Here is a 26,150-nt window from a genome sequence, read left to right on the forward strand (position 1 = left end):
AGGACTATGAGCAAAGGCATCGTGCTGCTTGCCGCCGGGGGAACCGGCGGCCATGTATTCCCGGCTGAGGCGCTGGCCTTCAAGCTGAAGGAGCGCGGCTATTCGGTGCATCTCGTCACGGATAGCCGGGCCGAGCGTTACGCCGGCAAGTTCCCGGCCGAGGAAATCCATGTCGTGCCGTCGGCGACGATCGGCTCGAAGAACCCGGTTGCCGTCGCCCGTTCGCTGTGGACGCTGTGGAGCGGCATGCGCGCGGCGAAGAAGCTGATCCAGCGGCTGCGGCCTGTGATCGTCGTCGGTTTCGGCGGTTATCCCACCGTGCCGCCGCTGCTTGCCGCCACCCGGCTCGGCGTGCCCTCGATGATCCACGAGCAGAACGCCGTGATGGGCCGCGCCAACAAGGCCTTAGCAACCCGCGTGCAGGCCATCGCCGGCGGCTTTCTGCCCGAAGGCGGCGCCGCTTTCCCGGACAAGACGGTGACGACGGGCAATCCGGTCCGCCCGGCGATCATCGCCGCGGCCGAGGTACCTTACACGCCATCGCATCCCGGTGAGGCCTTCAACCTCGTCGTCTTCGGCGGCAGCCAGGGCGCGCAATATTTCTCCAAGGCGCTGCCGACGGCGATCAGCCTGCTCGACGATGCGCTTCGCGTGCGGCTGCGTATCACCCAGCAGGTGCGTCCCGAAGATATGGAAATGGTCAGCGGCTGCGTCGCCAAGCTGGAGATGGGGGCCGATATCGCTCCCTTCTTCACCGACATGGCGGAACGGCTGGCGAAAGCGCATCTCGTCATCTGCCGTTCGGGCGCCTCGACGGTTTCGGAAATCTCGGTCATCGGCCGGCCGGCGGTGCTCGTGCCTTACCCGCATGCTCTCGATCACGATCAGGCGGCCAATGCCGCAGCACTCGCTGTGACCGGCGGGGCGAAGGTGATTGCCCAGTCGGAACTATCGCCGGAGAAAATCGCGGCGATCCTGACGGCTGTCATGAACGATCCGGAAAAGCTTTCGCACATGGCAGCGGCGGCGAAACTCGCCGGCAAACCCGATGCCGCGAACTTGCTTGCCGACATGGTTGAGGCTATTGCCGCCGGACGGACAATTGCGGAATTCAAGAGGACACGCGCATGAAACTGCCAAAGGCGATCGGTCTCGTCCATTTCATCGGCATTGGCGGCATCGGCATGAGCGGCATTGCCGAGGTGCTGCACAATCTCGGCCACAAGGTGCAGGGATCGGACCAGGCCGACAGCGCCAATGTCCAGCGCCTGCGCGAGAAGGGCATCGAGGTGTCCGTCGGCCATCGGGCGGAAAACCTGGGTGACGCCGAAGTCGTCGTCGTCTCGACGGCGATCAAGAAGAGCAATCCGGAGCTCATCGCCGCGCGCGAAAAGCTGCTGCCGGTGGTGCGCCGCGCCGAAATGCTGGCAGAGCTCATGCGCTTCCGCAATGCGATCGCCATCGGCGGCACGCATGGCAAGACGACGACCACCTCGCTGGTCGCGACGCTGCTCGAAGCCGGCGGGCTCGACCCGACCGTCATCAATGGCGGCATCATCAACGCCTACGGCACCAATGCCCGCATGGGCGAGGGCGAGTGGATGGTGGTCGAGGCCGATGAATCGGACGGCACCTTCCTGAAGCTTCCGGCCGATGTCGCCGTCATCACCAATATCGACCCGGAACATCTCGACCATTACGGCAATTTCGATGCGGTGCGCGCCGCCTTCCGGCAGTTCGTCGAGAATGTGCCGTTCTACGGTTTCGGCGTCATGTGCCTCGACCATCCGGAGGTGCAGTCGCTGGTCGGCCGCATCGAGGACCGCAAGATCATCACCTATGGCGAGAATCCGCAGGCCGACGTGCGCTTCACGAATGTGCGCATCGACGGCACGCGCTCGATCTTCGACGTCGAAATCCGCCGCCGCCGCACCGGCCAGGTGATCGAGCTCAAGGGGCTGGTCATGCCGATGCCCGGCCGGCATAATATTTCCAACGCCACGGCGGCGATTGCCGTTGCCAACCGGCTCGGCATATCGAGCGCCGATATCGCCAAGGGGCTTGCTTCCTTCGGCGGCGTCAAGCGGCGCTTCACGCTGACCGGCGAATGGAACGGAGTGCAGATCTTCGACGATTACGGCCACCATCCCGTCGAGATCAAGGCGGTGCTGCGCGCTGCCCGCGAAGCCTGCAAGGGGCGCATCATCGCGGTTCACCAGCCGCACCGTTATAGCCGTCTTGCCAGCCTCTTCGAGGAATTCGCCGCCTGCTTCAACGATGCCGACAGCATCTTCCTCGCGCCTGTTTACGCAGCGGGTGAGGATCCGATCGAGGGTATCGATTCCGTGTCGCTGGTTTCGCGCATAAAATCTGGCGGCCATCGCGACGCCCGCTTTCTCACCTCGGCGGAACTTCTGCCTCAGATGGTCTCGGAGGTTGCAAAGCCTGGCGATTTCGTGGTTCTGTTGGGGGCTGGGAGCATCACATCCTGGGCAGCGGCGCTGCCCAAACAACTGGAAGGCCTTTCGGGAAAGTCCGTATGAAACAGGTGAATGGGGAAAAGCTTCTCGCGTCTCTCGGAGACGGTGTAAAGGATATCCGCGGCCGTATCACGCCGGATGCCCCCATGGACCGCGTCACCTGGTTCAGGGCCGGCGGCCTGGCCGAACTGATGTTCCAGCCGCATGACATCGACGATCTCATCGCCTTCCTGAAAATATTGCCGGAAGAGGTGCCGCTGACTGTGGTCGGCGTCGGCTCCAACATCCTGGTTCGCGACGGCGGCATTCCCGGCGTCGTGCTGCGCCTGTCCGCCAAGGGGTTCGGCTTCGTCGAGCTTGCCGGCGAAAACCGCATCCTGGCCGGCGCCATCTGCCCTGATAAACATGTGGCGGCGATGGCAATGGATAACGGTATCGGCGGCTTCCATTTCTTCTACGGCATTCCGGGCAGCATCGGCGGCGCGGCGCGGATGAATGCCGGCGCCAACGGCGTGGAAACGCGCGAGCGGCTGATCGAGGTCCATGCATTGGATCGCAAAGGCAACAAGCATGTGCTCAGCAATGCCGAGATGGGTTATTCCTATCGCCATTCGACCGCATCCAGCGAGTTGATCTTCACCTCCGTGCTGTTCGAGGGCTATCCGGAAGAGCGGGCGCAGATTCGTGCCGAGATGGATGCTGTGCGCAATCACCGCGAGACGGTGCAGCCGGTGCGCGAAAAGACCGGCGGCTCGACCTTCAAGAACCCGCCTGGCCATTCGGCCTGGAAGCTGATCGACGAGGCAGGCTGCCGCGGCCTCGTCATCGGCGGAGCGCAGATGTCGTCGCTTCACTGCAACTTCATGATCAATATGGGGCAGGCGACCGGCTACGATCTCGAATATCTCGGCGAACAGGTGCGCCGCGAAGTCTTCGAGAAAGAGGGCATCAAGCTCGAGTGGGAAATCAAACGCTTCGGCGTCTTCATGCCCGGCCGGGAAGTGCGCCCATTCCAGGGTGTCACGAGCGAATAACGGTTAATTCACCGCAAGCTTCAGGCCCTCGCGCGGCGTGACGACGGGCGACCAGCCGAGCACGTCGCGGGCATGGGATATGTCGACCTGCAGGGAGCCGCAAAGACGCTGGTAGACGGCGCTCTTTCCCGTCACTCTCGCCCCCATCTGCAACAAGGCGGGAGGGAAGGGAAGCAGCATCGGCTTGACGCCCAAGCCTGCGGCAATTCCTTCGATAAGCCCCGGGGTCGACAGATCTTCCCCATCGCCTGCAAGAAAGGTCTGGCCGGCAGCGTCCGGATGCGTCATGCCCGTGACGATCAGATCGACGAGATTGGGAAGCGCGACCAATGTCCGGCGGTTCTTCAGCGAGGCGAAGGGGAGCGGTATCTTCTTCCGGACAAGTCCGACGAGCAGGGCGAAGTTGCCCCTGGCACCGGGCCCATAGACGAGCGGCGGTCGAATGACGACGATTTCGATGCCTGTTCGGGCGGAGATTTCATGCAGCCCGATTTCGCATTCCAGCTTCGAAATACCATAGGGATCAACCGGCATCGGCGTGTCGTCGTGCCGGAAAGGCCGGTCGTTCTCTTCACCATTGACCTTGATGCTGCTGATGAAGACGAGCCTTTTTACGCCCGCGCGGGCGGCTTGCTCGGCGAGATTCAGCGTGGCGGCAGTGTTGATTTGGCGGAATTCCGTCAGAGGATCGGCCGCGCGGTCATCCATGATGTGAACGCGGGCAGCGAGATGGACAATGACATCGATACCGTCGAGAGCTGCCGTCCAGTCGGTTTCGCTGGTTATCTCGATGGGAAAATGCCGCACATCCGCCGGGAAGCTGGCGGCGGCCGAGCGGGTGGTTACCGCAAGCTCCCATATCCGCTCTTTATGCAGCCTTTCGACGAGGGGGCCACCGACAAAGCCGGCCGCGCCGGTAATGAGGCATCGCATCATCTGTTCCCCGTTTTGCCGTGACTGCTCCGGTTAGCCTGAAGTGCCCACGGTATCAATAAAAAAGCCGCGACGGTGGCCGTCGCGGCTTTTCGTTGATTGGTTATCCGAGGCTCAGACTTCTTCGCGGCCCGACAGCAGGATGCAGACCAGCGAGATCACAGCCGAGGCGGCAAGGTAGTAACCGACATAGTTCAGGCTGTAGTGGGTGGCGAGCCAGGTGGCGATATAGGGGGCGAGCGAGGCGCCGAAGATGCCACCGAGGTTGAAGGTCATCGAGGCGCCGGTGTAGCGCACCATGGTCGGGAAGGGCGCTGCAAGAGCCGCGCCGATCGGACCATAGGTGAAGCCCATCAAAGCGAGGCCGATGATCGAGCACAGGAAGGCGCCGGTCAGACCGCTGGTCAGCAGCGTCGCGTAGAAGAAGCCGAAGATTGCGATGGCAATCGTCGTCAGCGACAGAATGATGCGGCGCGAATAGAGGTCTGAAAGCCAGCCGGAAAGCGGGATCGTCAGGCCAAAGAAGACGACGCCGACAAGCTGGACGACCAGGAACTGCTCTCTGGTATAACCGAGCCCGCCCTTTTCCAAAGGTGTCGTGCCCCAGGAGAGCGTGAAGACCGTCATCAGGTAGAACAGCACGAAGGTCGCCACGGCGATGAAGGTACCGAGGATCAGGCTGCGCAGATGGCCGCGGAAGACCACCTCGATCGGCACGGCGACGCGCTCGTGCTTTTCGACGGCTTTGCGGAACTCCGGCGTTTCGGCGATCTTCAGGCGGACATAGAGGCCGACAGCGACAAGGGCGAGGCTGGCGATGAAGGGAATGCGCCATCCGTAGTCGAGGAAATCCTCGTTGCTCATCGTTTCCGCCAGGATGAGGAAAAATCCGGAGGAAAGAATAAAGCCGATCGGCGCGCCGAGTTGCGGGAACATGGCGTACCAGCTGCGCTTGCCGGGAGGAGCGTTTTCGGTGGCGAGCAGAACGGCGCCGCCCCATTCGCCGCCGAGGCCAAGCCCCTGGCCGAAGCGGCAAAGCGCCAGCAGCAAGGGTGCTGCGATGCCGATCGAATCATAGCCCGGCAGCATGCCGATCAGGACGGTCGAAAGCCCCATCGTCATCAGCGCGGCGACGAGCGTTGCTTTGCGGCCGATGCGGTCGCCGAAATGGCCGAAGACCACGGCACCGATGGGGCGGGCGAAGAAGGCTATCGAGAAGGTGACCAGCGACTGCAGCGTTGCGGCGTTCGAATCGCTTGCCGGGAAGAAGAGATGCGGGAAGACGAGGACGGCTGCCGTCGCGTAGACGTAGAAGTCGAAGAATTCGATGGTGGTGCCGACAAGGCTGGCGATGAGAACGCGAGCCGGAGAATTGACTTGCGCGCTGTTCGAGGCAGGTGTCGGCGATGCGGAGATCGCGTCTGTCATTTTCATTCCAATCAGTGTGTCTATGGAACGCCTTGGGAGGCCGGCGGGTCTTAACGCAATTTCAGATCTAAGAAAACGTCTCCTCGCGTCGCAAGCATCGCGTCTCGAACCTGCGGTTTCTCGCTCCTTGCGTGAAGCTTGCTGCGCGCATGCCGGCGCGCTTGACCGGAATCAAATTGTGGCTGAAGCATTATTAACCCTTTGGTTGAAATGGAGGAGGCGCGCATGCAAAAGAGTCTTGTTGCCGAGTTTCTTGGCACATTCTGGCTGGTCTTCGGCGGATGCGGCAGCGCCGTGCTGGCAGCGGCCTTTCCCGAACTGGGGATCGGTTTTGTCGGCGTGGCCTTTGCGTTCGGCCTGACCGTGCTCACCATGGCCTATGCCGTGGGCGGCATTTCGGGCGGTCACTTCAATCCCGCCGTTTCCCTCGGTCTGACGGTCGCCGGCCGGTTTCCCGCCGCGCGCCTGGTTCCCTATATCGTCGTCCAGGTTGTCGGCGCCGTCGCCGCGGCCGCAGTGCTCTATCTTATCGCCAGCGGCAAGGCGGGTTTCGAGCTCGGCGGTTTTGCCGCCAACGGTTATGGCGATCATTCTCCGGGCGGCTATTCAATGCTTTCGGCGCTGCTGATCGAAGTGCTGCTGACCATGTTCTTCCTGATCATCATCCTGGGATCGACCAGCAGCCGGGTGCCTGCCGGCTTCGCGCCAATTGCGATCGGCCTCGGGCTGACGCTGATCCATCTCATTTCCATCCCGGTGACGAACACCTCGGTCAATCCGGCACGTTCCACCGGCCAGGCGCTTTTCGTCGGCGGCTGGGCGCTGCAACAGCTCTGGCTGTTCTGGATTGCGCCGCTTGCGGGTGGTGCGCTCGGCGGACTGGTGTGGAAATTCCTCGACGACGCCGACTGACTGCAAGATATCGAACTATCCCATTGAGCCCGCGTGGTTTTTCTGCGCGGGCTTTTCTCTTTCCGCGGATCGGCGGGCATCCTCGCTCGACATTTCCGAAGAGGTGAAAGTTAAAAAATGAAGGGCGCAGCAAGACGGAGTTAACGAAAGTAAACACTTCATTAACCATAATGATGCTCTAATGCGTGCAGGTCGGACAAAGGCCTGAAACGGAGCAGACAGCTTCGCGCAAGCGTCGCTTTCGAGAATGGAAGTTATTTTTGGGGGTGTTGATGAGTCGCAAGCATGTCGCTGTCCTGATGGGCGGATTTTCCTCGGAAAGGCCGGTCAGCCTTTCCTCGGGAAAGGCTTGCGCAGAAGCCCTCGAAGCTGAAGGCTTCGACGTGACGACGATCGACGTCGCGCGCGATGTTTCCGAGAAACTCGCCGCGCTGAAGCCCGATGTCGTCTTCAATGCGCTTCATGGCCCGTTCGGCGAGGACGGCACCATCCAGGGCATCCTCGAATATCTGGAAATTCCCTATACGCATTCCGGCGTGCTTGCCTCGGCGCTGGCGATGGACAAGGACAAGGCGAAGCTTGTTGCAGCCGCCGCCGGCATTCCGGTCGCCGAATCGCAGGTGGTCAATCGTTTCGCCTTCCCCGCGACGCACCCGATGAAGCCGCCCTATGTGGTGAAGCCGGTCCGCGAGGGCTCGAGCTTCGGCGTCGTCATCGTCACCGAAGACCAAGCGCATCCGCCGCAGGTCGTCAACTCCCCCGAGTGGCGTTACGGCGAGGAAGTACTCGTCGAGCGCTATGTCTACGGCCGCGAGCTCACCTGTGGTGTCATGGGCGAAACGCCGCTCGGTGTCACGGAAGTGGTGCCGCAGGGACACAATTTTTATGATTACGACTCCAAGTACGCGGCGGGCGGTTCAAAACACGTCATCCCTGCGAAAATTTCACCGAATATTTACCAAAAAATACAAACATTGGCCCTAAGGGCGCATCAGGCAATCGGTTGTCGCGGCGTCAGTCGGTCCGACTTTCGTTACGACGATCGTTTCTCCGAAGACGGCGAAATTATCTGGCTGGAGGTCAATACCCAGCCAGGCATGACTCCAACTTCGCTCGTGCCCGAAATGGCCGGTCATGCCGGCTATTCCTTTGGTCAGTTTCTCCGGTGGATGGTGGAGGACGCGTCTTGTTTGCGTTGACGGTCAAGAGGTTAGGGCGTCCCAGCCATCATGCCGTGCTTCCGATGATGGAAGCCGAAGAGCGGTTCGTGCTGCCGCGCCCGCTGCGCCGGGTCACGCGCTTCCTGATCAGCCTCTGCAGCGGCCGCATCTACATTCCAGCCCATACCGGCACGGTCTCGGCGCTGGCTTTCCTGGCTGCGACAGGGCTTTACGGCATGTCGCTCGGCGGCCACACCGAAGCCGTCGCCCAGGCGACAACGACGGCGGCAGGCTTTGCGATCGAGGACGTGAAGGTCTCCGGCAATTCGGAGACGTCCGAAATCGAGATCCTGCAGCTGATCGGCCTCGACGGCACGACCTCGCTGGTCGCTCTCGACGTCGATGCCGCCCGCCGGAAAATCGCGCATCTTCCCTGGGTCGAAAATGTCGAGGTTCGCAAGATCTATCCGAAGACGATCGAAGTGAAGCTCAAGGAGCGCCAGGCCTATGCGATCTGGCAGCACGGGCAGGAGCTTTCCCTGATCGAGAAGAACGGCAGCGTCATTGCGCCGCTGCGCGACAACAAGTTTTCGGCGCTACCGCTGGTCGTCGGCCGCGATGCGGAAACGGCGGCGGCATCACTCGACGACGCCTTCTCGAAATGGCCCGACGTGAAGGCCCGCGTGAAGGCCTACGTCTGGATATCCGGCCGTCGCTGGGACCTGCATATGGACAACGGCGTCGTCGTCAAGCTGCCGGAAGACGGTATCGACCAGGCACTGGCGACGCTTTCGACGTTCGACAAGGAGCATCAGCTGCTCGAGCGGGACATCGCTGCGGTCGATCTGAGATTGCCTGACAGAACCGCGATCCAGCTGACGCCGGAAGCGGCGGTTCGCCGGCAGGCGGTTGTGACGGAGCGTACGAAAGAATTGAAGAAGGCGGGGCAGAATATATGAGCTTGTTCGGTTCGTCCCATTTCGGATTGCCGCGCCTGAAGCCGCTTTCGTCGAAGCGGTCGCATATCGTTTCGGTGCTCGACATCGGCTCGACCAAGGTCGTCTGCATGATCGGCCGGCTGACGCCGCGCGAGGAAAGCCAGATCCTGCCGGGCCGCACCCATAATATCGAGATCATCGGCATCGGTCATCAGCGTTCCCGCGGCATCAAGACCGGCGTCATCGCCGATCTCGACGCGCTGGAAGGCGTCATCCGTCTTGCCGTCGACGCGGCCGAGCGCATGGCGGGGCTGACCGTCGAGAGCCTGATCGTCAATCTGACGGCCGGCCGCCTCGGCAGCGATATCTACACCGCGACCATCGATCTCGGCGGTCAGGAAGTCGAACTCAACGATCTGAAGAAGGTGCTGTCGGCCGCCTGCCAGCAGTCGCTGCGTCAGGACCGTTCGGTGCTGCATTCGCTGGCGACCGGCTTCTCGCTCGACGGCGAGCGCGGCATCCGCGATCCGCTGGCGATGTACGGCGACGCGCTCGGTGTCGACATGCATGTCGTCACGGCGGAGCGCTCGGCGCTGAAGAACCTCGAACTCAGCGTCAACCGCGCGCATCTGTCGGTCGAGGGCATCGTTGCGACGCCCTATGCATCCGGCCTTGCGGCTCTCGTCGACGACGAGGTCGAGCTCGGCTGCGCGGCGATCGACATGGGCGGCGGCACGACGACGATCTCGGTTTTTGCCGAAGGCAAGCTCGTTCATACGGATGCCGTCGGCCTCGGCGGCCATCACGTGACCACGGATCTCGCGCGCGGCCTTTCGACCCGCATCGAGGATGCCGAGCGGCTGAAGGTCGTGCATGCCACGGCCCTCTCGAATTCTTCCGACGAGCGAGAGCTGATCTCGATCCCGCCGATCGGCGAGGACGATCGCGACCAGCCGTCGCAGGTGCCGCGGGCGCTGGTTTCGCGCATCGTATCGGCCCGAATCGAGGAGACGATGGAACTGATTCGCGACCGTATCCAGCGCTCCGGCTTCAGCCCGATCGTCGGCAAACGCGTCGTGCTGACGGGCGGGGCGAGCCAGCTGACCGGTCTTGCCGATGTGGCGCGGCGCATCCTTGCCCGCAACGTCCGCATCGGCCGCCCGATGGGCGTCTCGGGGCTGCCGACGGCGGCCAAGGGCCCGGCCTTTTCGACGGCCGTCGGCCTGATGATCTATCCGCAGGTCGCGGACATGGAGACACATGCGTCACAGAGCGGTCTGCTCATGTCGCTTGGGGGAAATAACAGCCGGATAGCCCGTATGGGCCAGTGGCTGAAGGAAAGCTTCTGAAATTGAGTAATTGGCCGGCGTGGCGATGCGGCCAGAGAGAGAAGGAACAGGTACCATGACCATCAAGCTGCAAAAGCCTGACATCACAGAGCTGAAGCCGCGCATCACCGTGTTCGGCGTTGGCGGCGGTGGCGGCAATGCCGTCAACAACATGATCACCGCCGGCCTCCAGGGCGTCGACTTCGTCGTCGCCAACACGGATGCGCAGGCGCTGACGATGACGAAGGCCGAGCGCATCATCCAGCTCGGCGTCAACGTCACCGAAGGCCTCGGCGCCGGCTCGCAGCCGGAAGTCGGCCGCGCGGCTGCCGAGGAGTGCATCGATGAGATCGTCGATCACCTGAACGGCACGCATATGTGCTTCGTCACCGCCGGCATGGGCGGCGGCACCGGCACGGGTGCGGCTCCCGTCGTCGCGCAGGCAGCCCGCAACAAGGGCATCCTGACGGTCGGCGTCGTCACCAAGCCGTTCCATTTCGAAGGCGGGCGCCGCATGCGTCTGGCTGAGATGGGCATTCAGGAACTGCAGAAGTCTGTCGATACGCTGATCGTCATTCCGAACCAGAACCTCTTCCGCATTGCCAACGACAAGACGACCTTTGCCGATGCCTTCGCCATGGCCGACCAGGTTCTCTATTCCGGCGTTGCCTGCATCACCGACCTGATGGTGAAGGAAGGCCTCATCAACCTCGACTTCGCCGACGTCCGCTCGGTGATGCGCGAGATGGGCCGCGCGATGATGGGCACCGGCGAAGCCTCCGGCTCCGGCCGCGCTCTCCAGGCCGCAGAGGCTGCAATCGCCAATCCGCTGCTCGACGAAACCTCGATGAAGGGCGCTCAAGGGCTGCTGATCTCCATCACCGGCGGTCGCGACCTCACCCTCTTCGAAGTCGACGAAGCCGCGACCCGCATCCGCGAGGAAGTCGATCCGGACGCCAACATCATCCTCGGCGCCACCTTCGACGAATCGCTCGAAGGCATCATCCGCGTCTCGGTCGTCGCAACCGGCATCGACCGGGCGATGAACGAAGCCGCCGAGCGGAACCTCCAGCCGGCAGCAAGGCCCGCTATCCGTCCCTCCGCGGCTGTTGCTCCGGCAGCGGCCGCAGTTCAGCCTGCCCCCGTGATGCAGGCACCGAAGGCCATGGATCCGATCGCGCAGACCATCCGCGAAGCCGAGATGGAACGCGAGCTCGAAATTCCGGCCCCGCGTGCTGCCGCACCGCTGCAGCAGCCGGCTCCACAGCAGGAAACCTTCCGTCCGCAGAGCAAGATCTTCGCGCCTGCGCCGGAAGCTCCGGCAATGCGTCCTGCCCCTGTGCAGCAGCAGGCTCCGGCACCCGTCATGAGCCAGCCGGTGATAAGCCAGCCGGTTCAGCAGCAGCCGGTCCGGCAGGAGCCGATCATCCGCCAGGCGCCCGAACCGGTGCGCATGCCGAAGGTCGAGGATTTCCCGCCGGTCGTCCAGGCCGAACTCGACCACCGCACGCAGCCGGCCTCCGCGCATGCGGCGGAAGAGCGCGGTCCGATGGGCCTGCTCAAGCGAATCACCAATTCGCTTGGCCGCCGTGACGACGACGCCGTTGCCGCCGACATGACCGCCGCACCGCCGGCTGCTTCGCAGCAGCGCCGTCCGCTGTCGCCGGAGGCGAGCCTCTACGCACCGCGTCGCGGCAACCTCGACGACCAGGGCCGCGCGGTTCCGCAGGCCCGGATGATGCAGGAAGACGACCAGCTGGAAATCCCGGCATTCCTGCGTCGCCAGTCGAACTGATACCGTGCTTCGGCACCGTTCATGCCCGGGATCAAGGTCCCGGGCATTGCCGTTTTTCTGGCTGCGATTCGCAAGTGATTTCAATTGCGTGACTTCGTAACAAAGCGAAAGAAACAGTGATTTGGATTGGAGCGCCGGCGCACGTAAGTATGGTGCAATGAAACTGCCCTAGGAGACCTTTCGACAGGCTCCTGCTGCAGAATGAACGATGACCGTGCCGATCGGACAGGCCGCCGGTACGGAAGAATAAAAGGCAGAATTTATGGCAATTGGCTTGCTGGGTTTTCAAACGACGGTATCGCGTCCCGTAACGCTTTCGGGCATCGGAGTGCATTCGGGCGCTGATGTCTCGATCACCCTGAACCCGGCCGAATCGGGCACCGGCGTCGTTTTCCAGCGCCTGCATGACAATGGCGACATCACCGAACTCAAGGCCGTCTCCTCGCAGGTCGGCAATACCGACCTCTGCACCGTGCTCGGCTTCTCGCCCGCCCATTCGGTGGCGACGATCGAGCATGTCATGGCCGCCATCTATGCGCTCGGCCTCGACAATGTGGTGATCGAGGTGCAGGGCTCCGAAATGCCGATCATGGATGGCAGCTCGCTGCCCTTCGTCGAGGCAATCGAGCAGGTCGGTCTCGTCTCGCTCGGCGTCAAGCGCCGCTATATCCGTATCACCAAGCCGGTCAGAATCGAGCATGGCGGCTCCTGGAGCGAATTCCGTCCCTATGACGGGACGCGCTTCGAAGTCGAAATCGATTTCGAGTGCCCGCTGATCGGCCGGCAGAAGTGGGCCGGCGACATGAACGCCGCCGTCTTCAAGGCAGAGCTTTCCCGCGCCCGCACCTTCGGTTTCATGCGCGATGTCGAGCGTCTCTGGGCGTCGGGCCACGCACTCGGCTCCTCGCTTGAAAATTCCGTCGTCATCTCGGACGACAACACCGTCATCAACGTCGAAGGGCTGCGTTACGCCAAGGACGAATTCGTTCGCCACAAGACGCTCGATGCCGTCGGCGATCTGTCGCTTGCCGGCGCCCAGTTCATCGGCTGCTACCGTTCCTATCGCGGCGGTCACAAGATGAACGCCAATGCGCTGAAGGCGCTGCTCGCCGACCCCTCCGCCTACGAGGTCGTGGAGACGTCGACGCCGCGCCAGCGCGTCGCTGCCCGCGAATTGATCGCAGTTAGCGCTTCGGAATTCGCTCCCTGGTCGGCATGACCTCCAGCACATTCTCAAGACCAGGCCGCCTCTTTCCCGGAGGCGGTTTTTTTATATCCGCCGCGTCGTCGGCAATAGGCAGATGCATGACTGCCACAGGTCGGGAAGAAGATGAAAAGCCCGGTCATTCTGCGGCGGCTGCCACAAAAATGCGTTAATGCCTTATCATTGCGTTGCTCTTGATGCACATTTGTGGCTAGAAACGCCAGCGAGGCGTGGCTGCCGTGGAGCGAGCGGCGGCAGTGGGGTTCTTTCGAATGGGTTATGCAGGATCTGAAGGTATGATGAAGACAGCGCGTGCTTTGTTCGCATCGCTTCTGGTGCTCAGCGCAGGCGCCGCGATCTCCGGTTGCCAGTCGGACCCTGATATCGACATCACCAAGCTCGGCCTCGAAACCGATCCGCCGGATGTGCTCTACACCCAGGGCCTTGCCAATATGAAGGCCGGCAACATGGCCGAAGCGGCGCGCAAGTTCGACGCGATCGACCGCGAGAACCCGTTCTCCGAATGGGCGCGCAAGGCGCTTGTGATGAGCACCTTCGTCAAATACCGCCAGGGGCGTCTGGACGATGCGCTTGCTTCGGGCAACCGCTACATGTCGCAATATCCGAAGTCCCAGGATGCCGCCTATGTGCAGTATCTCATCGGTCTCACCTATTCCAAACAGATCGTCGACGTGACGCAGGATCAGCGCGCCTCGGCCAAGACGATCGAGGCGATGCAGGCTGTCATCGACAACTATCCGAACTCCGAATATGTCGACGACGCGCAGGCGAAGATCCGCTTCGCGCGCGACCAGCTCGCCGGCAAGGAAATGCAGATCGGCCGCTACTACATGGAGCGGAAGGAATATCTCGCCGCGATCTCACGCTTCCGCATCGTCGTCGAGAAATATCCGAACACCAACCAGATCGAAGAGGCCCTAGCGCGTCTCGTCGAAGCTTATTACGCCATGGGCATCGTCGACGAGGCGCAGACGGCGGCTGCCGTTCTGGGTCACAATTATCCCGACAGCCAGTGGTACGCCGATTCCTACAAGCTGCTGCAGACCGGTGGTGCCGAGCCGCGTGAGAACAAGGGCTCGTGGATCGCTGCGGCAGGCAAGAAACTTCTTCTCGGTTCCTGAGGCCAATGCTGATCCAGCTTTCGATCCGCGATATCGTCCTGATCGAGCGGCTGGATCTTGCCTTCGAGACCGGCCTCTCCGTGCTGACGGGCGAGACCGGGGCGGGCAAATCCATCTTGCTCGACAGCCTGTCGCTGGCGCTCGGCGGGCGCGGCGACGGCGACCTGGTGCGCCATGGCGAGGACAAGGGCCAGGTGACGGCTGTGTTCGACGTCGGCATGGATCACGGCGCCCGCATGCTCTTGCGTGAAAACGGCATCGATGACGAGGGTGATCTGATCTTTCGCCGCCAGCAATCGGCGGACGGGCGCACCAAGGCCTACGTCAACGACCAACCGGTCAGCGTGCAGCTGATGCGCCAGGCCGGTCAAATGCTGGTCGAAATCCATGGCCAGCACGACGACCGCGCTTTGGTCGACACCAATGCCCACCGCACTCTGCTCGATGCCTTCGCCGGCCTTACCGACGAGGTTTCGGAGGTCTCCCGGCTCTATCGGCTGTGGCGCGATAGCGAGCGGACGCTGAAGAAGCACCGCGAGAAGGTGGAAAGTGCGGCGCGCGAAGCCGACTATCTGCGTTCTTCCGTCGAGGAACTCGAGAAGCTCTCGCCGCAGGATGGCGAGGAGGAAGAACTCGCCGACCGCCGGCAGAAAATGATGAAGGCCGAGCGAATCGCCGGCGATATCGCCGAGGCCTCCGAGTTCCTGAACGGCAATGCCTCGCCGGTGCCCCATATTGCCTCGCTGGTGCGCCGGCTGGAGCGCAAGAGCCATGAGGCGCCGGGATTGCTCGAAGACACGGTGGCGCTGCTCGATGCCGCGCTCGATCAGCTTTCCAACGCGCAGATGGAAGTCGAGGCGGCGCTGCGCAAGACCGAATATGATCCGAAGGAACTGGAGCGGGTAGAGGAGCGGCTTTTTGCGCTCCGGGCCGCCTCGCGCAAATATTCCGTGCCCGTCACCGAGCTGCCTGCGCTTGCCGTCCGCATGATCGCCGACCTTGCCGATCTCGATGCGGGTGAGGAGCGGCTGGCGCGGCTCGAAGCCGAGGTCGGCCTGGCCCGGGAAAATTACGATGCCGCGGCGCGCTCGCTCTCCGACAAGCGCCATCATGGCGGTATCGCCTTGGCTGCGGCTGTCATGGCCGAGCTGCCGGCGCTGAAGCTCGAACGCGCCCGTTTCATGGTCGAGATCACCACCGATGCGCACGAGGCCCTGGCTGAAGGCATCGATGTGGTCGAGTTCCATGTCCAGACCAATCCCGGCACGCGGCCGGGCTCGATCATGAAGGTTGCCTCCGGCGGCGAACTCTCACGTTTCCTGCTGGCGCTGAAGGTGGCGCTCGCCGATCGCGGATCTGCCCCGACGCTGGTCTTCGACGAAATCGACACCGGCGTCGGCGGTGCGGTGGCCGATGCGATCGGCCAGCGGCTGAAGCGGCTGTCGGAGAGGGTGCAGGTGCTGTCGGTCACGCATGCGCCGCAGGTCGCAGCAAGGGCGGCGACGCATCTTCTGATCTCCAAGGGACCGGCTGCCGAGGGATCCGAAAAGATCGCTACGCGCGTCGCGACGATGGCGCAGAAGGACCGCACCGAGGAGATCGCCCGCATGCTGGCCGGGGCTTCGGTGACCGAAGAGGCGAGGGCGGCGGCGAAGCGGCTGCTGGCCGGCAACGGCTGATCGCAACTCGGCTGTCGGTAAGGCCGACGGCGGTGACGAACATCTCGCTTTGCGCTATCCGTCACATTCCGATCCGCGCCGATCTGTTGCCATGCGCCTTTTCCATTTCAGCGATGATCCCGACATTGCGGTGTTCGAACCGCGCCCGGTTCGCGTACCCTCAATCCGCCCGGCGGGCCGGGAATGGCTGAACGGTCCACTCGTTTGGGCGATCGATGGCGACCATGACTTCATGTATCTCTTTCCGCGCGACTGCCCGCGGATCCTGATCTGGGCGACACCCAGGACGCCGGAGGCCGAGCGGCGGCACTGGCTCAGGGATTGCCGGGCCGCGGCCTATGTCGAGCGTCACTGGTTGGAAAGGCTCTCGGCGGAGACGATCCATCGCTACGAGCTGCCGGCTGGAGATTTCGAGGATCTGGATGATGCCGGCATGTGGGTGGCCCGCAGACGCGTTGTTCCCACCGAGCGCACCGCCATCTCGCGGCTCGACCGCGAGTTTGCGCCGCGCGGCGTGGAGCTCAGAGTGGTCGATAGTCTTGCGCCGTTGAAGAGCCTTTGGGACACGGGCTTGCATGTCAGCGGCATCCGGCTGCGCAATGCGCGGGATTGGGAACAGGATGGGTAGACTGATCTTCCTGATGCGGCATGCGCGGCCTCTCTTTTCATCCGGCGATTTTGCTCTAAAAACAATCCAGATTTCTGGCCAGATTCCCTGGAGTGTTATTCCATGCCCACCGAAGGTTCCGCCGTCGACACGTTGACGATCGAAGAGGCTGCCGCCGAGCTCGAACGGCTGGCAAAGGAGATCGCGCATCACGATGCGCTCTATCACGGCAAGGACCGGCCGGAGATTTCGGATGCCGATTACGACGCGCTGAAGCGCCGCAATGATGCGCTGGAAGCACGCTTTCCCGAGTTGATCCGCGAAGACAGCCCATCGCGACATGTCGGTGCAGCGCCCTCCGTGACGTTCTCGCCTGTCGTCCATGCGCGGCCGATGCTGTCGCTCGACAACACCTTCTCGCAGGAGGACGTGCAGGATTTCGTCGCCGGCGTCTATCGCTTCCTCGGCCGTCTGCCGGACCAGTCGATCGCCTTTACCGCCGAGCCGAAGATCGACGGTCTCTCGATGTCGATCCGTTACGAGAACGGCAGGCTGGTGACGGCTGCGACGCGCGGAGACGGGACGACGGGGGAGAACGTCACCGCCAACATCCGGACCATCTCCGAGATCCCCAACGAGCTGCCGAAGGGCGTGCCCGCCGTCGTCGAGATCCGCGGTGAAGTCTATATGGCCAAAAGCGATTTCCTGGCGCTGAACCGGCAGATGGAGGCGGAGGGCAAACAGACCTACGTCAATCCGCGCAACACCGCGGCCGGGTCGCTGCGCCAGCTCGACGCCAAAGTGACGGCGAGCCGCAAGCTGAAATTCTTCGCCTATGCCTGGGGCGAGATGTCGGAGATGCCCGCCGATACACAGTTCGCCATGGTGCAGACCTTCAGAGACTGGGGTTTTCCGGTCAACCCGCTGATGAAGCGGTTGAATTCGGTCGCCGACATCCTGGCGCATTATGACGAGATCGGCCTCGAGCGCCCGGATCTCGACTACGACATCGACGGCGTTGTTTATAAGGTTGACAGTCTCGAACTGCAGCAGCGCCTCGGCTTCCGCTCGCGTTCGCCGCGCTGGGCGACGGCGCATAAGTTTCCGGCCGAACAGGCCTTCACCGAGGTCGAGAAGATCGAGATCCAGGTCGGCCGCACCGGGGCGCTGACGCCGGTGGCGCGGCTGAAGCCGATCACGGTCGGCGGCGTCGTCGTCACCAATGCGACGCTGCACAACGAGGATTACATCAAGGGCATCGGCAATAGCGGCGAGCGCATCCGGCCGGAGGAACACGATATCCGCGAAGGCGATACCGTCATCGTCCAGCGCGCCGGCGACGTCATTCCGCAGATCCTCGATGTGGTGATGGAAAAACGCGCGGCCGACGCCCGGCCCTACGAATTCCCGAAGACATGCCCGGTCTGCGGTTCGCATGCGGTGCGCGAGGTCAACGAGAAGACCGGCAAGATGGATTCGGTGCGCCGCTGCACCGGCGGCTTCATCTGCCGAGCGCAGGCGACGGAGCATCTGAAGCACTTCGTTTCGCGCAACGCTTTCGATATTGAAGGGCTCGGTTCGAAGCAGATCGACTTCTTTTTCGAAAATAAAGATCCGTCGCTGCAGATCCGCACTGCGCCCGATATCTTCACGCTGGAGGAGCGCCAGCAGCAATCGCTGACCAAGCTCGAAAATATCGACGGCTTCGGCAAGGTCAGCGTCGGCAAGCTCTATGCGGCGATCAACGAGCGGCGCAGTATTGCGCTCCACCGCTTCATCTACGCGCTCGGCATCCGTCATGTCGGCGAGACCACGGCGAAGCTGCTGGCGCGCTCCTATGGCACCTATGCGGCCTTTGAGACGGGGATGCGGGAGGCCGAGACGCTTGCCGGCGACGCCTGGAACGATCTCAATGCCATCGAGGGCATCGGCGAGGTCGTGGCGCGGGCTATCGTCGAATTCTACAAGGAGCCGCGCAATGTCGAGGTGATCACCCGGCTTATCGAGGAGGTGACGCCCGAGGAGGCCGAACAGCCGGTGACGGCGGGCAGCCCGGTCGCCGGCAAGACCGTCGTCTTCACCGGGTCGCTGGAAAAATTCACCCGCGACGAGGCGAAGGCGAGGGCGGAAAGCCTCGGCGCCAAGGTGGCGGGATCGGTCTCCAAGAAGACCGACATCGTCGTTGCCGGCCCCGGCGCCGGCTCCAAGCTCGACAAGGCGCGCGAGCTCGGCGTGCAGACGATGGACGAGGATGAATGGCTGGCGTTGATCAGCGGGTGAAGGGCTGAGGGCAGGCCGCCAGCCTCCCGCTCGCTCATAGCCTGAGCCGTGCCATCGTATAGGCGTCGACATATTGACCGGCGCGATATCCGAAAGCCCTTAGCAGGCCTTCCTGTTTGAAGCCGAATTTGCGGTAGAGACCGATGGCGACATCGTTGTCGGTATAGACGGTCAGTTCCAGCCGTCTGATATCGAGCCAGTCATCGGCAGCGTCGACAAATGCGCCGAGCAGGATCCGTCCGAAGCCGCGGCCGGTGAAGTCGTCATGCACGCCCATGCCGATGCTGGCGACGTGCTGCCTGCGGCCGGAAAGACGGTTGAGGCCGCCACTGCCGACGATCTTGCCATTTTGGGTGACGACGAGGTTGAGCGCGCCCGGTGACGGATTTTCCATGTGCTTACGAACCTCCTCGACTGCCTGGTATGGCGGCCGCAAGGTACCTGCCCGGTAGCCCGGCAGATTTATGAGATCGGTGATCTCCTCGGCATCGGAAAGGCGGACGGCACGCACCAGGACGCCGTCCGGCAGGGGCGCTCGGCCGCGCGATTCATTCTCTTCGTTTTCGGACATTCATGCTCTCCATCGGTTTTACGAGGAGAGCCGGTTTCCGAAAACCCTGCTCGCCTCGGCAGGGTTTCGGGATGATCGGATCGCTGCTAACGCGCCATCGCTCCCGCGTACCCTTCCAGGGTCGTGGTGTGATGAATAAGCGTTGCCATGGTCACGAAGCCGATCATGGCAGGTAGGTTTCGATATGCGGGTTAAAAAGTCAACCATGCGTCGTGCCGAATTTGCGCGGTGGGAAGCGGGGCGGTATTCCTGTGCCTGGAGAAACGATTCGGGTTGCTGCATTGAAAACCATCGCGATTGACTTCGAGACGGCGAACGAACAGCGCGGCAGCGCCTGTTCGGTCGGCCTTGCCTGGATCGAGGATGGCAGGGTGACGCGCGTCGAAGAGCGACTGATCCGGCCGCGAGACATGCGTTTTTCCGGAATGAACATCGCAATTCACGGCATCCGGCCGGAGCATGTCGAGGATGCGCCCGAATTTCCCGAGGTGATGGACGAGTTCCACGAGGATTTTCGCGGCGCCACGATGATCGCGCACAATGCCGCCTTCGATTTCAGTGTCTGGCGAGCGTGCCTCGATCTCTACCGGCAATCCTATCCGGAGCTTACCTATCTCTGCAGCCTGAAGATGGCGCAGCGGATCTGGCCGCACTTCCTCTCGCACCGGCTGAACCTGATCGCCGAGCATCTCGGCCTGCGTTTCGTGCATCACAACGCCGCCGAGGATGCCGCGGTCTGCGCGGCGGCGGCGATCGAAATGGCGAAGGCGGTCAAGGCGAACGCCGTTCACGCCATACCGGCGCTGATCGGCATGAGGCCCGGCCGGCTGACGGCGCGGGCTTACGAGCCCTGCACCTGCCGGAAAGGCTGAGCGTTCTCGCAACGGCGATTTCTTGCAAAGCATGGGTGCATGCTTATCTAGAATCCGGATCATTCAGGGAGCCGCCATGTCCAAGCTGCGCAATCTTCTCCTCGCCGCCTTCTCTTTCTCCGTCCTTTCCGGCGGTGCTGTCTCGGCCGAGGTGGTCGGCAAGGTCGGAGTCGACTGGATCGGCAACGACATCATTGTCGAGGCGGTCTCCGACCCTGAGGTCAAGGGCGTTACCTGCCACGTCACCTATTTCGACCGCAGCCTGATCGACCGGTTCAAGAACGGCAACTGGTTCGAAGACCCGTCCAACAATTCCATCGCCTGCCGGCAGACGGGGCCGATCGAGATCGGCAATATCGACCTGTCCAAGGACGGCAGCGAGGTGTTCCGCCAGGGCATGTCGCTGATCTGGAAAACGCTGGTCGTCAACCGCATCTACGACAAGACCAACGACACGCTGGTCTATCTCGCCCATTCGCGCGAACTGACGGACGGTTCGGCGAAGATGTCGATCTCGACCATTCCGCTCTATGGGCAGAATGTTGTGTGGAAGAACGGGAAGCCGTAGGGGCGGGAAGGTTCCTGGATTTTTCGCGTTCGTTATTGAAAAGCCCACCCCACAAGGGGGAGGGGCTTAACTTGTCGCACCCGCTTCCAGATCTTTGACGTTTCGGGAGGAGCGAGGCGGGGCCTGAGCTTAGTCCCTCCCTAAAGCTGATCCGATGCTGGCTTATGCTCCACACCAAACGGAAAAGGCCCGGACGAGCCGGGCCTTCCAATACGCAAACGGAAATCAAGCCGCCTGCGTCAGCTCGTCGGCAATGACCGTGTCGAGGTTCAGGAAGCAGACCATGGTCTTTTCGAGCGCGACGATGCCGCGGCAGAAGGCGCGCTGGGCTTCCGGGATGATTTCCGGCGGCGGCTGCAGGTCTTCGCTCTTGATGGTCATCATGTCGGAAACCTGCTCGACCAACAGGCCGACCAGCTTGCCGGCGATATCGGTGACGATGATTGCCGAGCGCTCGGAGGGCTCGGTCATCTTCATGCCGAGGCGGCAGGCCATGTCGATGACGGGGATCACGGCGCCGCGCAGGTTGATGAGACCCAGCACGTAGGGCGGGGTGTGCGGCATCGGCGTCACCGGCGCCCAACCGCGGATTTCGCGGATGGCCATGATGTCGATGCAGAACTCCTGGTCGCCCAGGTGGAACGAAACGATTTCGAGATAGGCGCCCGATTGCTTGATGGCGTTGTTGTTCATGGTCAGAATTCTTCCCAGTTGTCCCCGGCGGGAGAGGCGATGACTTTGGCGGCAGAACCGCCGTTGAATGCGCCCGCGACTTTGCCGATCAGGTTGCGCGCGGGAGATGGTCTCGAATGCGAGGCGGCATTTGCCTCTCGCGGCGTTTGCCGGGCGCTCATGCCCTCGCCGGTCTTGAACTGCTTGACCAGTTGCGTCAGGTTTTCCGCGTCGATGGCGAGCGTATGGCTTGCAGCGTTCGTCTCTTCCACCATGGCCGCGTTCTTCTGCGTGACCTGATCCATCTGGCTGATGGACGTATTGATTTCATTCAGTCCCACTGATTGTTCGCGCGCAGAGGTTACGATTGATTTAACATGTTCGTCGATGCGCAGAACATCTTCGCCGATCTGGCGAAGCGCTTCGCCGGCGGCCGTCACCAGTTCGCCGCCGATCTTCACTTCGTCGCCGGATTTTCCAATCAAGGTCTTGATATCCTTGGCAGCGCCGGCGGCGCGGCCGGCGAGTTCGCGTACTTCCTGGGCAACGACGGCGAAACCCTTGCCGGCTTCGCCGGCGCGTGCTGCCTCGACGCCGGCGTTGAGCGCCAGAAGGTTCGTCTGGAAGGCGATCTCGTCGATGACGTTGATGATCTTGCCGATCTCGCGGGACGCGCCTTCGATTCGCTGCATCGCCGCCATTGCGTCGCCGACGACGATATCCGACTTCGCCGTGTTCTCACGGGTATGGGTGACCATATGGCCGACTTCCTCGGCGCGGTTGGTCGCGTTGCGGACGGTGGCGGTGATCTGGTCGAGGGCGGCTGACGTCTCTTCGAGCGACGCGGCCTGCTGCTCGGTACGCTTGGCGAGGTCGTCGGCGGCAGCGCGCATCTGGCGGCTGTTCGCCTCGATCGAGCTGCTGTTGACGGCGATGTCGCTCATCGCCTTGCGCAGCGTTGCCGTCGTCTGGTTGAAGTCGCGGCGCAGGCGCTCCAGTTCCTCGCGGAAAGGCTGGTCGATCGTAACGGTCACGTCGCCTTCCGACAGGCGGGTAAGGCCGTGGCCGAGGGCGGTGACGGCGGCGTTCAGAGCTTCGGCGTCGGCGAGCTTTGCGGCTTCGCGCTCACGGTGCTCGGCATCGCTGCGCTGCCTGTCGGTCTGGTTCTGCGTCTCGAGGTTACGCTTCTCGATGGCGGCGAGACGGAAACTGTCGGCGGCGCGGGCCATTTCGCCGATCTCGTCGCCGCGGCTCCTTTCGGCAACGTCGCTGGCGAAATCGCCGTTCATGATGCGCTGCATGCTTTCGCGCACGGCGCCGATGCCGCGGCGGATCGAGCCGCCATGGACATATTGCAGAATACCCATGCTGAGGATGGCGAAGATACCGAGGCCGATCTGGAGAATAAGGGCTTCCCGCGATACGGCATTGGCAAGATCGACATGCTGCTGGGCAAAGACGGTGCCGTCAGCGGCGAGCTTGTCGAGCGTTTTGGTCAGCTCCTCGCCGGCGCCGTCGATCGTGTCGTCGATCTTGTCGAACTCGGCATCGGGCGCACCCTGTTGAACCAGAGCGACGAGATCGACCTGGATCGCCTTGCCCATTGCGGCGACGTCGGCGTCATAGCTTTTCAACAGACCATCGTCATGCATTTCTTCGGCAAGCCGGCGCATTTCCTTCGAGCCGCCGGAAAGGGCGGTGAGCGAATCGCCGATCAGCTTGATGCGCTCCGGCTCCACCGCCTTGTCGTCCTTGTCGACGATGATATCCATGGCGGCCAGCACCATCGTCAGGTTCGCAAGGCGCATGTCGTCGATATGGTTGACGCTCGTCTGGATCTCGCTGGCGCTACGCAGGCTGGCATCGACCCGCATGTTCTCGTACCAGCCGACGCCAAGCATCGTTCCGAAACCGAGGAAGGCCGCGCCACCGAGCGTCCAGAGCCGCTGGCTGACTGACAGGCTCTTGCGCACTGCTGAATTCGTCATGAAAAGACCCCTCCACAAACCGCTCGGGTTTATGTTCTCCTACCCTCATGCGGACGTCCGGGGTTTTTGCCACTCGGCAGACTTCATGTCAGAACGGCTCGATGGAGCCGCACGCATTGCTAAATATAGATATGACGGCTTAAGTCTTTCCTAACGATATGTGCCTTGAGATTGTCTGTTCGCTTCAAAAGCAAATTATTCAAAACACGATGTTTTTCGATCCATGGCAATTTCGGCGGGCAGATTTTCCGCTGTGGATGGCCTCTATCAGTGAGACAATCAATCACGGGTCAGAAAACATATTGTTGAATTGCGCGCGTCCGGTCGGGGCTATAATCACGCGGGGCACAAGGGGTGGGCGGCAGATATCCGCCTGGATCGAGGATCATCCAATGAAGACTTTCCGCATCGCCGTCTGGGTCGGTGTCCTGATACTGGCCGGGTTTCTCGGCGGGTTCTCGTACTATCTCAGCAGATCGGGGAATGTAGTGGCGGAGGCTCCCTTCGGCGTGCCCTTTACCCTGGTCTCCCAGACGGGCCAGCCGATCACCGAGCAGGCGCTGCGCGGCAAGCCGACGGCGCTGTTTTTCGGCTTCACCCATTGCCCGGAAGTCTGCCCGACGACGCTTTTCGAGCTGAACGGCTGGATGGAGAAGGTCGATCCGAAGGGCGACAAGCTCCAGGCGTATTTCGTCACCGTCGATCCGGAGCGCGACACGCCCGAGATCATGAACCAGTACGTTTCCAATGTTTCCAAGCGGATCACCGGCATATCAGGTGCGCCTGACAAGGTCGCCGAGGTCATCAAGGGGTTCCGCGTCTACGCCAAGAAGGTGCCGGTCGACGAGAAGGATCCGAATGGCGACTATACGATGGATCACACCGCCTCGGTCTTCCTGCTCGATTCGGCCGGGCGGTTTTCAGGAACGATCGCCTATGGCGAAAACCCGGACACGGCGGTAAAGAAGCTGGAGAATCTCGTCAGCAAGGGGTGATGGTTTCAGCGTGATGGGGCGTTGGCCCGACCGGCGGCGGGCAACGGAAACGGGAAAGACCGCCTATCGTGAGTGAAATCCGCCTTTACGTGACGACGACCGAAAGCAAGGCCGAAGAGATTCTCGACCTTCTGAGCACGGTCTTCGGCGAAGAAGACTTTGCCATCGGCACCACCGAGATCGATGAGAAGAAGGATATCTGGGAAGCCTCGATCTACATGATGGCCGAGGACGAGGCCGAAGTGCGTTCCCGCGTCGAGGATGCATTGAAGACCACTTTCCCCGATGCCCGGTTGGAGCGGGAGGTCATCCCCGAGGTCGACTGGGTGGTGAAATCGCTGGAGGGGCTGAAGCCCGTCAGGGCAGGGCGCTTCCTGGTGCATGGTTCGCATGACCGCGACAAGGTCCGCCCCGGCGATATCGCCATCGAGATTGATGCCGGCCAGGCCTTCGGCACCGGCCATCACGGCACGACTGCCGGCTGCCTCGAAGTGATCGATGCCGTGGTGCGCTCGCGCCCGGTCCGCAATGCGCTCGATCTCGGGACCGGCAGCGGCGTGCTGGCGATTGCGGTGCGCAAGCTCAAGAACATACCGGTGCTGGCGACCGACATCGATCCGATCGCGACACGGGTGGCGGCCGAGAACGTGCGCCGCAACGGCATCGCGTCGGGCATCGTCACCAGGACCGCGCCGGGCTTTCATTCAACGGCCTTTTCCGAACACGGTCCCTTCGATCTGATCATCGCCAACATTCTCGCCCGGCCGCTGATCCGCATGGCGCCGAAGCTCGCGACGCATCTTGCGCCGGGTGGATCGGTGATTCTTTCGGGCATTCTAGCCGCGCAGCGCTGGAAGGTGATTGCCGCCTATAGCGGCGCACGGCTTCGCCATGTGCGGACCATATGGCGCAATGGCTGGGTGACGATCCACTTCGATCGACCGTAATTTTGCTGGGTTGTTTCTGAGTAGGTGAGCGCCCTAGCCTACGTCACGCTTGCTTGGGGCACCAGGTTCCTTCCCCGCCCCAATGCTGTGCCTGTCACAGGAATGAGCGAGGAGGGGCTTGCGCTCCATCCCCGCGACGCCACGACTTGCACTCTTCCTAAGACAAGAAAAAAGGCGGCGCCGATGGCACCGCCTTGGGCCGGTCTATCCGGCCAATGCCCGCGAGCTCAAGGGGAGGAGCGCTCAAGCGGGCTCTACTGCATTCCAATAGGCCGGTCCGGGAGGGAGGAGACGGACGGGCTTTCAGGCTTAGAACGCGTAGCTGAGGGCGCCCTTGTGGCGCGTAGCGCGCTGGCCGGCGCCGAGCAGCTTGAGGCTGTCCTCGTTCTGCGGGCGGCGGGCGCCGATCACGTGACGCACGGTCTGGCGTTCGCCAGCCTGCACCGGGCTGCTATATGCGAAGCGCGAGAGAGAGGCGGTCATTTCAAGAATTCCTTTGTTTCGGGTTCATCGCGAACCGTTCGATGGCGTCTATATAGCTATTCTGAAATGCGGAGGCAGAGGGTTTTGCTCATGGGAGCCATGCGGCCAATGCATAAAGCGTGCCAAATTACGAT

The 26,150-nt window shown here is 62.4% G+C and carries 23 protein-coding genes; 17 read left to right on the top strand and 6 right to left on the bottom strand.

Going from position 1 to position 26,150, the window contains the following annotated elements; all coding sequences use genetic code 11:
- Nucleotides 1-6: 6 nt before the first annotated feature.
- From murG to murB, 3 genes are read left to right on the top strand one after another with little or no spacing between them, the layout of a single operon-like run.
- Nucleotides 7-1,131: an undecaprenyldiphospho-muramoylpentapeptide beta-N-acetylglucosaminyltransferase gene (gene murG / locus EEQ99_RS08070; RefSeq protein ID WP_097542149.1), complete on the top strand. Its 1,125-nt coding sequence runs from the start codon at nt 7-9 to the stop codon at nt 1,129-1,131.
- Nucleotides 1,128-2,543 carry a UDP-N-acetylmuramate--L-alanine ligase gene (gene murC, locus EEQ99_RS08075; RefSeq protein ID WP_063474589.1) on the top strand — a complete coding sequence of 472 codons (1,416 nt, stop codon included), beginning with the start codon at nt 1,128-1,130 and terminating at the stop codon, nt 2,541-2,543. The genes murG and murC overlap by 4 nt, the downstream gene beginning before the upstream one ends.
- Complete coding sequence (gene murB, locus EEQ99_RS08080) at nt 2,540-3,514, top strand: UDP-N-acetylmuramate dehydrogenase (protein WP_063474590.1); 975 nt, start codon at nt 2,540-2,542, stop codon at nt 3,512-3,514. The genes murC and murB overlap by 4 nt, the downstream gene beginning before the upstream one ends.
- 3 nt (nt 3,515-3,517) lie before the next feature.
- Here murB and EEQ99_RS08085 read toward each other — a convergent pair whose 3' ends face one another.
- The gene (locus EEQ99_RS08085) at nt 3,518-4,447 is read right to left on the bottom strand and encodes a UDP-glucose 4-epimerase family protein (protein ID WP_127430358.1); all 930 of its coding nucleotides are present in this window, start codon (nt 4,445-4,447) and stop codon (nt 3,518-3,520) included.
- Between the two features lie 114 nt (nt 4,448-4,561).
- Nucleotides 4,562-5,875, bottom strand: a complete 1,314-nt coding sequence (locus tag EEQ99_RS08090) for an MFS transporter (protein ID WP_063474592.1) — start codon at nt 5,873-5,875, stop codon at nt 4,562-4,564.
- A gap of 210 nt (nt 5,876-6,085) precedes the next feature.
- On the opposite strand from EEQ99_RS08090, the gene aqpZ reads away from it, so the two are divergent.
- The 10 genes from aqpZ (at nt 6,086) to ligA (ending at nt 18,920) form a co-directional block, all read left to right on the top strand.
- Nucleotides 6,086-6,787, top strand: a complete 702-nt coding sequence (gene aqpZ / locus EEQ99_RS08095; protein WP_280178063.1) for an aquaporin Z — start codon at nt 6,086-6,088, stop codon at nt 6,785-6,787.
- 272 nt (nt 6,788-7,059) lie between these two features.
- Nucleotides 7,060-7,986: a D-alanine--D-alanine ligase gene (locus tag EEQ99_RS08100; RefSeq protein WP_097542151.1), complete on the top strand. Its 927-nt coding sequence runs from the start codon at nt 7,060-7,062 to the stop codon at nt 7,984-7,986.
- Nucleotides 7,974-8,906 carry a cell division protein FtsQ/DivIB gene (locus EEQ99_RS08105; RefSeq protein WP_063474594.1) on the top strand — a complete coding sequence of 311 codons (933 nt, stop codon included), beginning with the start codon at nt 7,974-7,976 and terminating at the stop codon, nt 8,904-8,906. The genes EEQ99_RS08100 and EEQ99_RS08105 overlap by 13 nt, the downstream gene beginning before the upstream one ends.
- Nucleotides 8,903-10,234, top strand: a complete 1,332-nt coding sequence (ftsA, locus tag EEQ99_RS08110) for a cell division protein FtsA (RefSeq protein ID WP_047610931.1) — start codon at nt 8,903-8,905, stop codon at nt 10,232-10,234. Before EEQ99_RS08105 ends, ftsA begins: the two co-directional genes overlap by 4 nt.
- A 55-nt stretch (nt 10,235-10,289) precedes the next feature.
- Nucleotides 10,290-12,008 (top strand): cell division protein FtsZ, encoded by a 1,719-nt coding sequence (gene ftsZ, locus EEQ99_RS08115; protein WP_047610929.1) that lies wholly within the window; start codon nt 10,290-10,292, stop codon nt 12,006-12,008.
- A 262-nt stretch (nt 12,009-12,270) separates the two neighbouring features.
- A complete protein-coding gene (lpxC, locus tag EEQ99_RS08120) occupies nt 12,271-13,227 on the top strand; it encodes a UDP-3-O-acyl-N-acetylglucosamine deacetylase (RefSeq protein ID WP_097542152.1) in 957 nt (318 codons plus the stop codon).
- Between the two features lie 257 nt (nt 13,228-13,484).
- A complete protein-coding gene (locus EEQ99_RS08125) occupies nt 13,485-14,354 on the top strand; it encodes an outer membrane protein assembly factor BamD (RefSeq protein ID WP_174824440.1) in 870 nt (289 codons plus the stop codon).
- 5 nt (nt 14,355-14,359) lie between these two features.
- Complete coding sequence (gene recN / locus EEQ99_RS08130) at nt 14,360-16,033, top strand: DNA repair protein RecN (protein WP_097542153.1); 1,674 nt, start codon at nt 14,360-14,362, stop codon at nt 16,031-16,033.
- A 91-nt stretch (nt 16,034-16,124) separates the two neighbouring features.
- Nucleotides 16,125-16,661 (top strand): DUF6886 family protein, encoded by a 537-nt coding sequence (locus EEQ99_RS08135; protein ID WP_127430210.1) that lies wholly within the window; start codon nt 16,125-16,127, stop codon nt 16,659-16,661.
- Between the two features lie 102 nt (nt 16,662-16,763).
- Entirely contained in the window at nt 16,764-18,920 is a 2,157-nt protein-coding gene (ligA, locus tag EEQ99_RS08140; protein WP_097542154.1) for an NAD-dependent DNA ligase LigA, read from the top strand.
- Nucleotides 18,921-18,954: 34 nt separating this feature from the next.
- On the opposite strand, the gene EEQ99_RS08145 is transcribed toward ligA, so the two are convergent.
- Nucleotides 18,955-19,491 carry a GNAT family N-acetyltransferase gene (locus EEQ99_RS08145; RefSeq protein ID WP_127430211.1) on the bottom strand — a complete coding sequence of 179 codons (537 nt, stop codon included), beginning with the start codon at nt 19,489-19,491 and terminating at the stop codon, nt 18,955-18,957.
- A 281-nt stretch (nt 19,492-19,772) separates the two neighbouring features.
- Here EEQ99_RS08145 and EEQ99_RS08150 point away from each other — a divergent pair, with 281 nt between their 5' ends.
- The gene (locus EEQ99_RS08150) at nt 19,773-20,363 is read left to right on the top strand and encodes a 3'-5' exonuclease (RefSeq protein ID WP_047610917.1); all 591 of its coding nucleotides are present in this window, start codon (nt 19,773-19,775) and stop codon (nt 20,361-20,363) included.
- Nucleotides 20,364-20,439: 76 nt separating this feature from the next.
- A complete protein-coding gene (locus tag EEQ99_RS08155) occupies nt 20,440-20,931 on the top strand; it encodes a CreA family protein (RefSeq protein ID WP_097542155.1) in 492 nt (163 codons plus the stop codon).
- 225 nt (nt 20,932-21,156) lie between these two features.
- Here the strand turns inward: EEQ99_RS08155 and EEQ99_RS08160 are convergent, their stop codons facing one another.
- Together EEQ99_RS08160 and EEQ99_RS08165 are read right to left on the bottom strand one after the other, a co-directional pair.
- Nucleotides 21,157-21,624, bottom strand: a complete 468-nt coding sequence (locus EEQ99_RS08160; protein ID WP_017965084.1) for a chemotaxis protein CheW — start codon at nt 21,622-21,624, stop codon at nt 21,157-21,159.
- A 2-nt stretch (nt 21,625-21,626) separates the two neighbouring features.
- Complete coding sequence (locus EEQ99_RS08165; protein WP_127430212.1) at nt 21,627-23,591, bottom strand: methyl-accepting chemotaxis protein; 1,965 nt, start codon at nt 23,589-23,591, stop codon at nt 21,627-21,629.
- Nucleotides 23,592-23,983: 392 nt separating this feature from the next.
- Here EEQ99_RS08165 and EEQ99_RS08170 point away from each other — a divergent pair, with 392 nt between their 5' ends.
- The gene (locus EEQ99_RS08170; RefSeq protein WP_047610910.1) at nt 23,984-24,586 is read left to right on the top strand and encodes an SCO family protein; all 603 of its coding nucleotides are present in this window, start codon (nt 23,984-23,986) and stop codon (nt 24,584-24,586) included.
- A gap of 68 nt (nt 24,587-24,654) precedes the next feature.
- On the top strand, nt 24,655-25,533 hold the full coding sequence (locus EEQ99_RS08175; protein WP_097542156.1) for a 50S ribosomal protein L11 methyltransferase: 879 nt from the start codon (nt 24,655-24,657) through the stop codon (nt 25,531-25,533).
- Nucleotides 25,534-25,842: 309 nt separating this feature from the next.
- Here EEQ99_RS08175 and EEQ99_RS34500 read toward each other — a convergent pair whose 3' ends face one another.
- Nucleotides 25,843-26,016, bottom strand: coding sequence for a hypothetical protein (locus EEQ99_RS34500; protein ID WP_012758267.1), 174 nt, complete (start codon nt 26,014-26,016; stop codon nt 25,843-25,845).
- Between the last annotated feature and the right edge of the window lie 134 nt (nt 26,017-26,150).

Origin of the sequence: Rhizobium anhuiense (assembly GCF_003985145.1) — a bacterium.
Taxonomy (GTDB): domain Bacteria; phylum Pseudomonadota; class Alphaproteobacteria; order Rhizobiales; family Rhizobiaceae; genus Rhizobium; species Rhizobium anhuiense.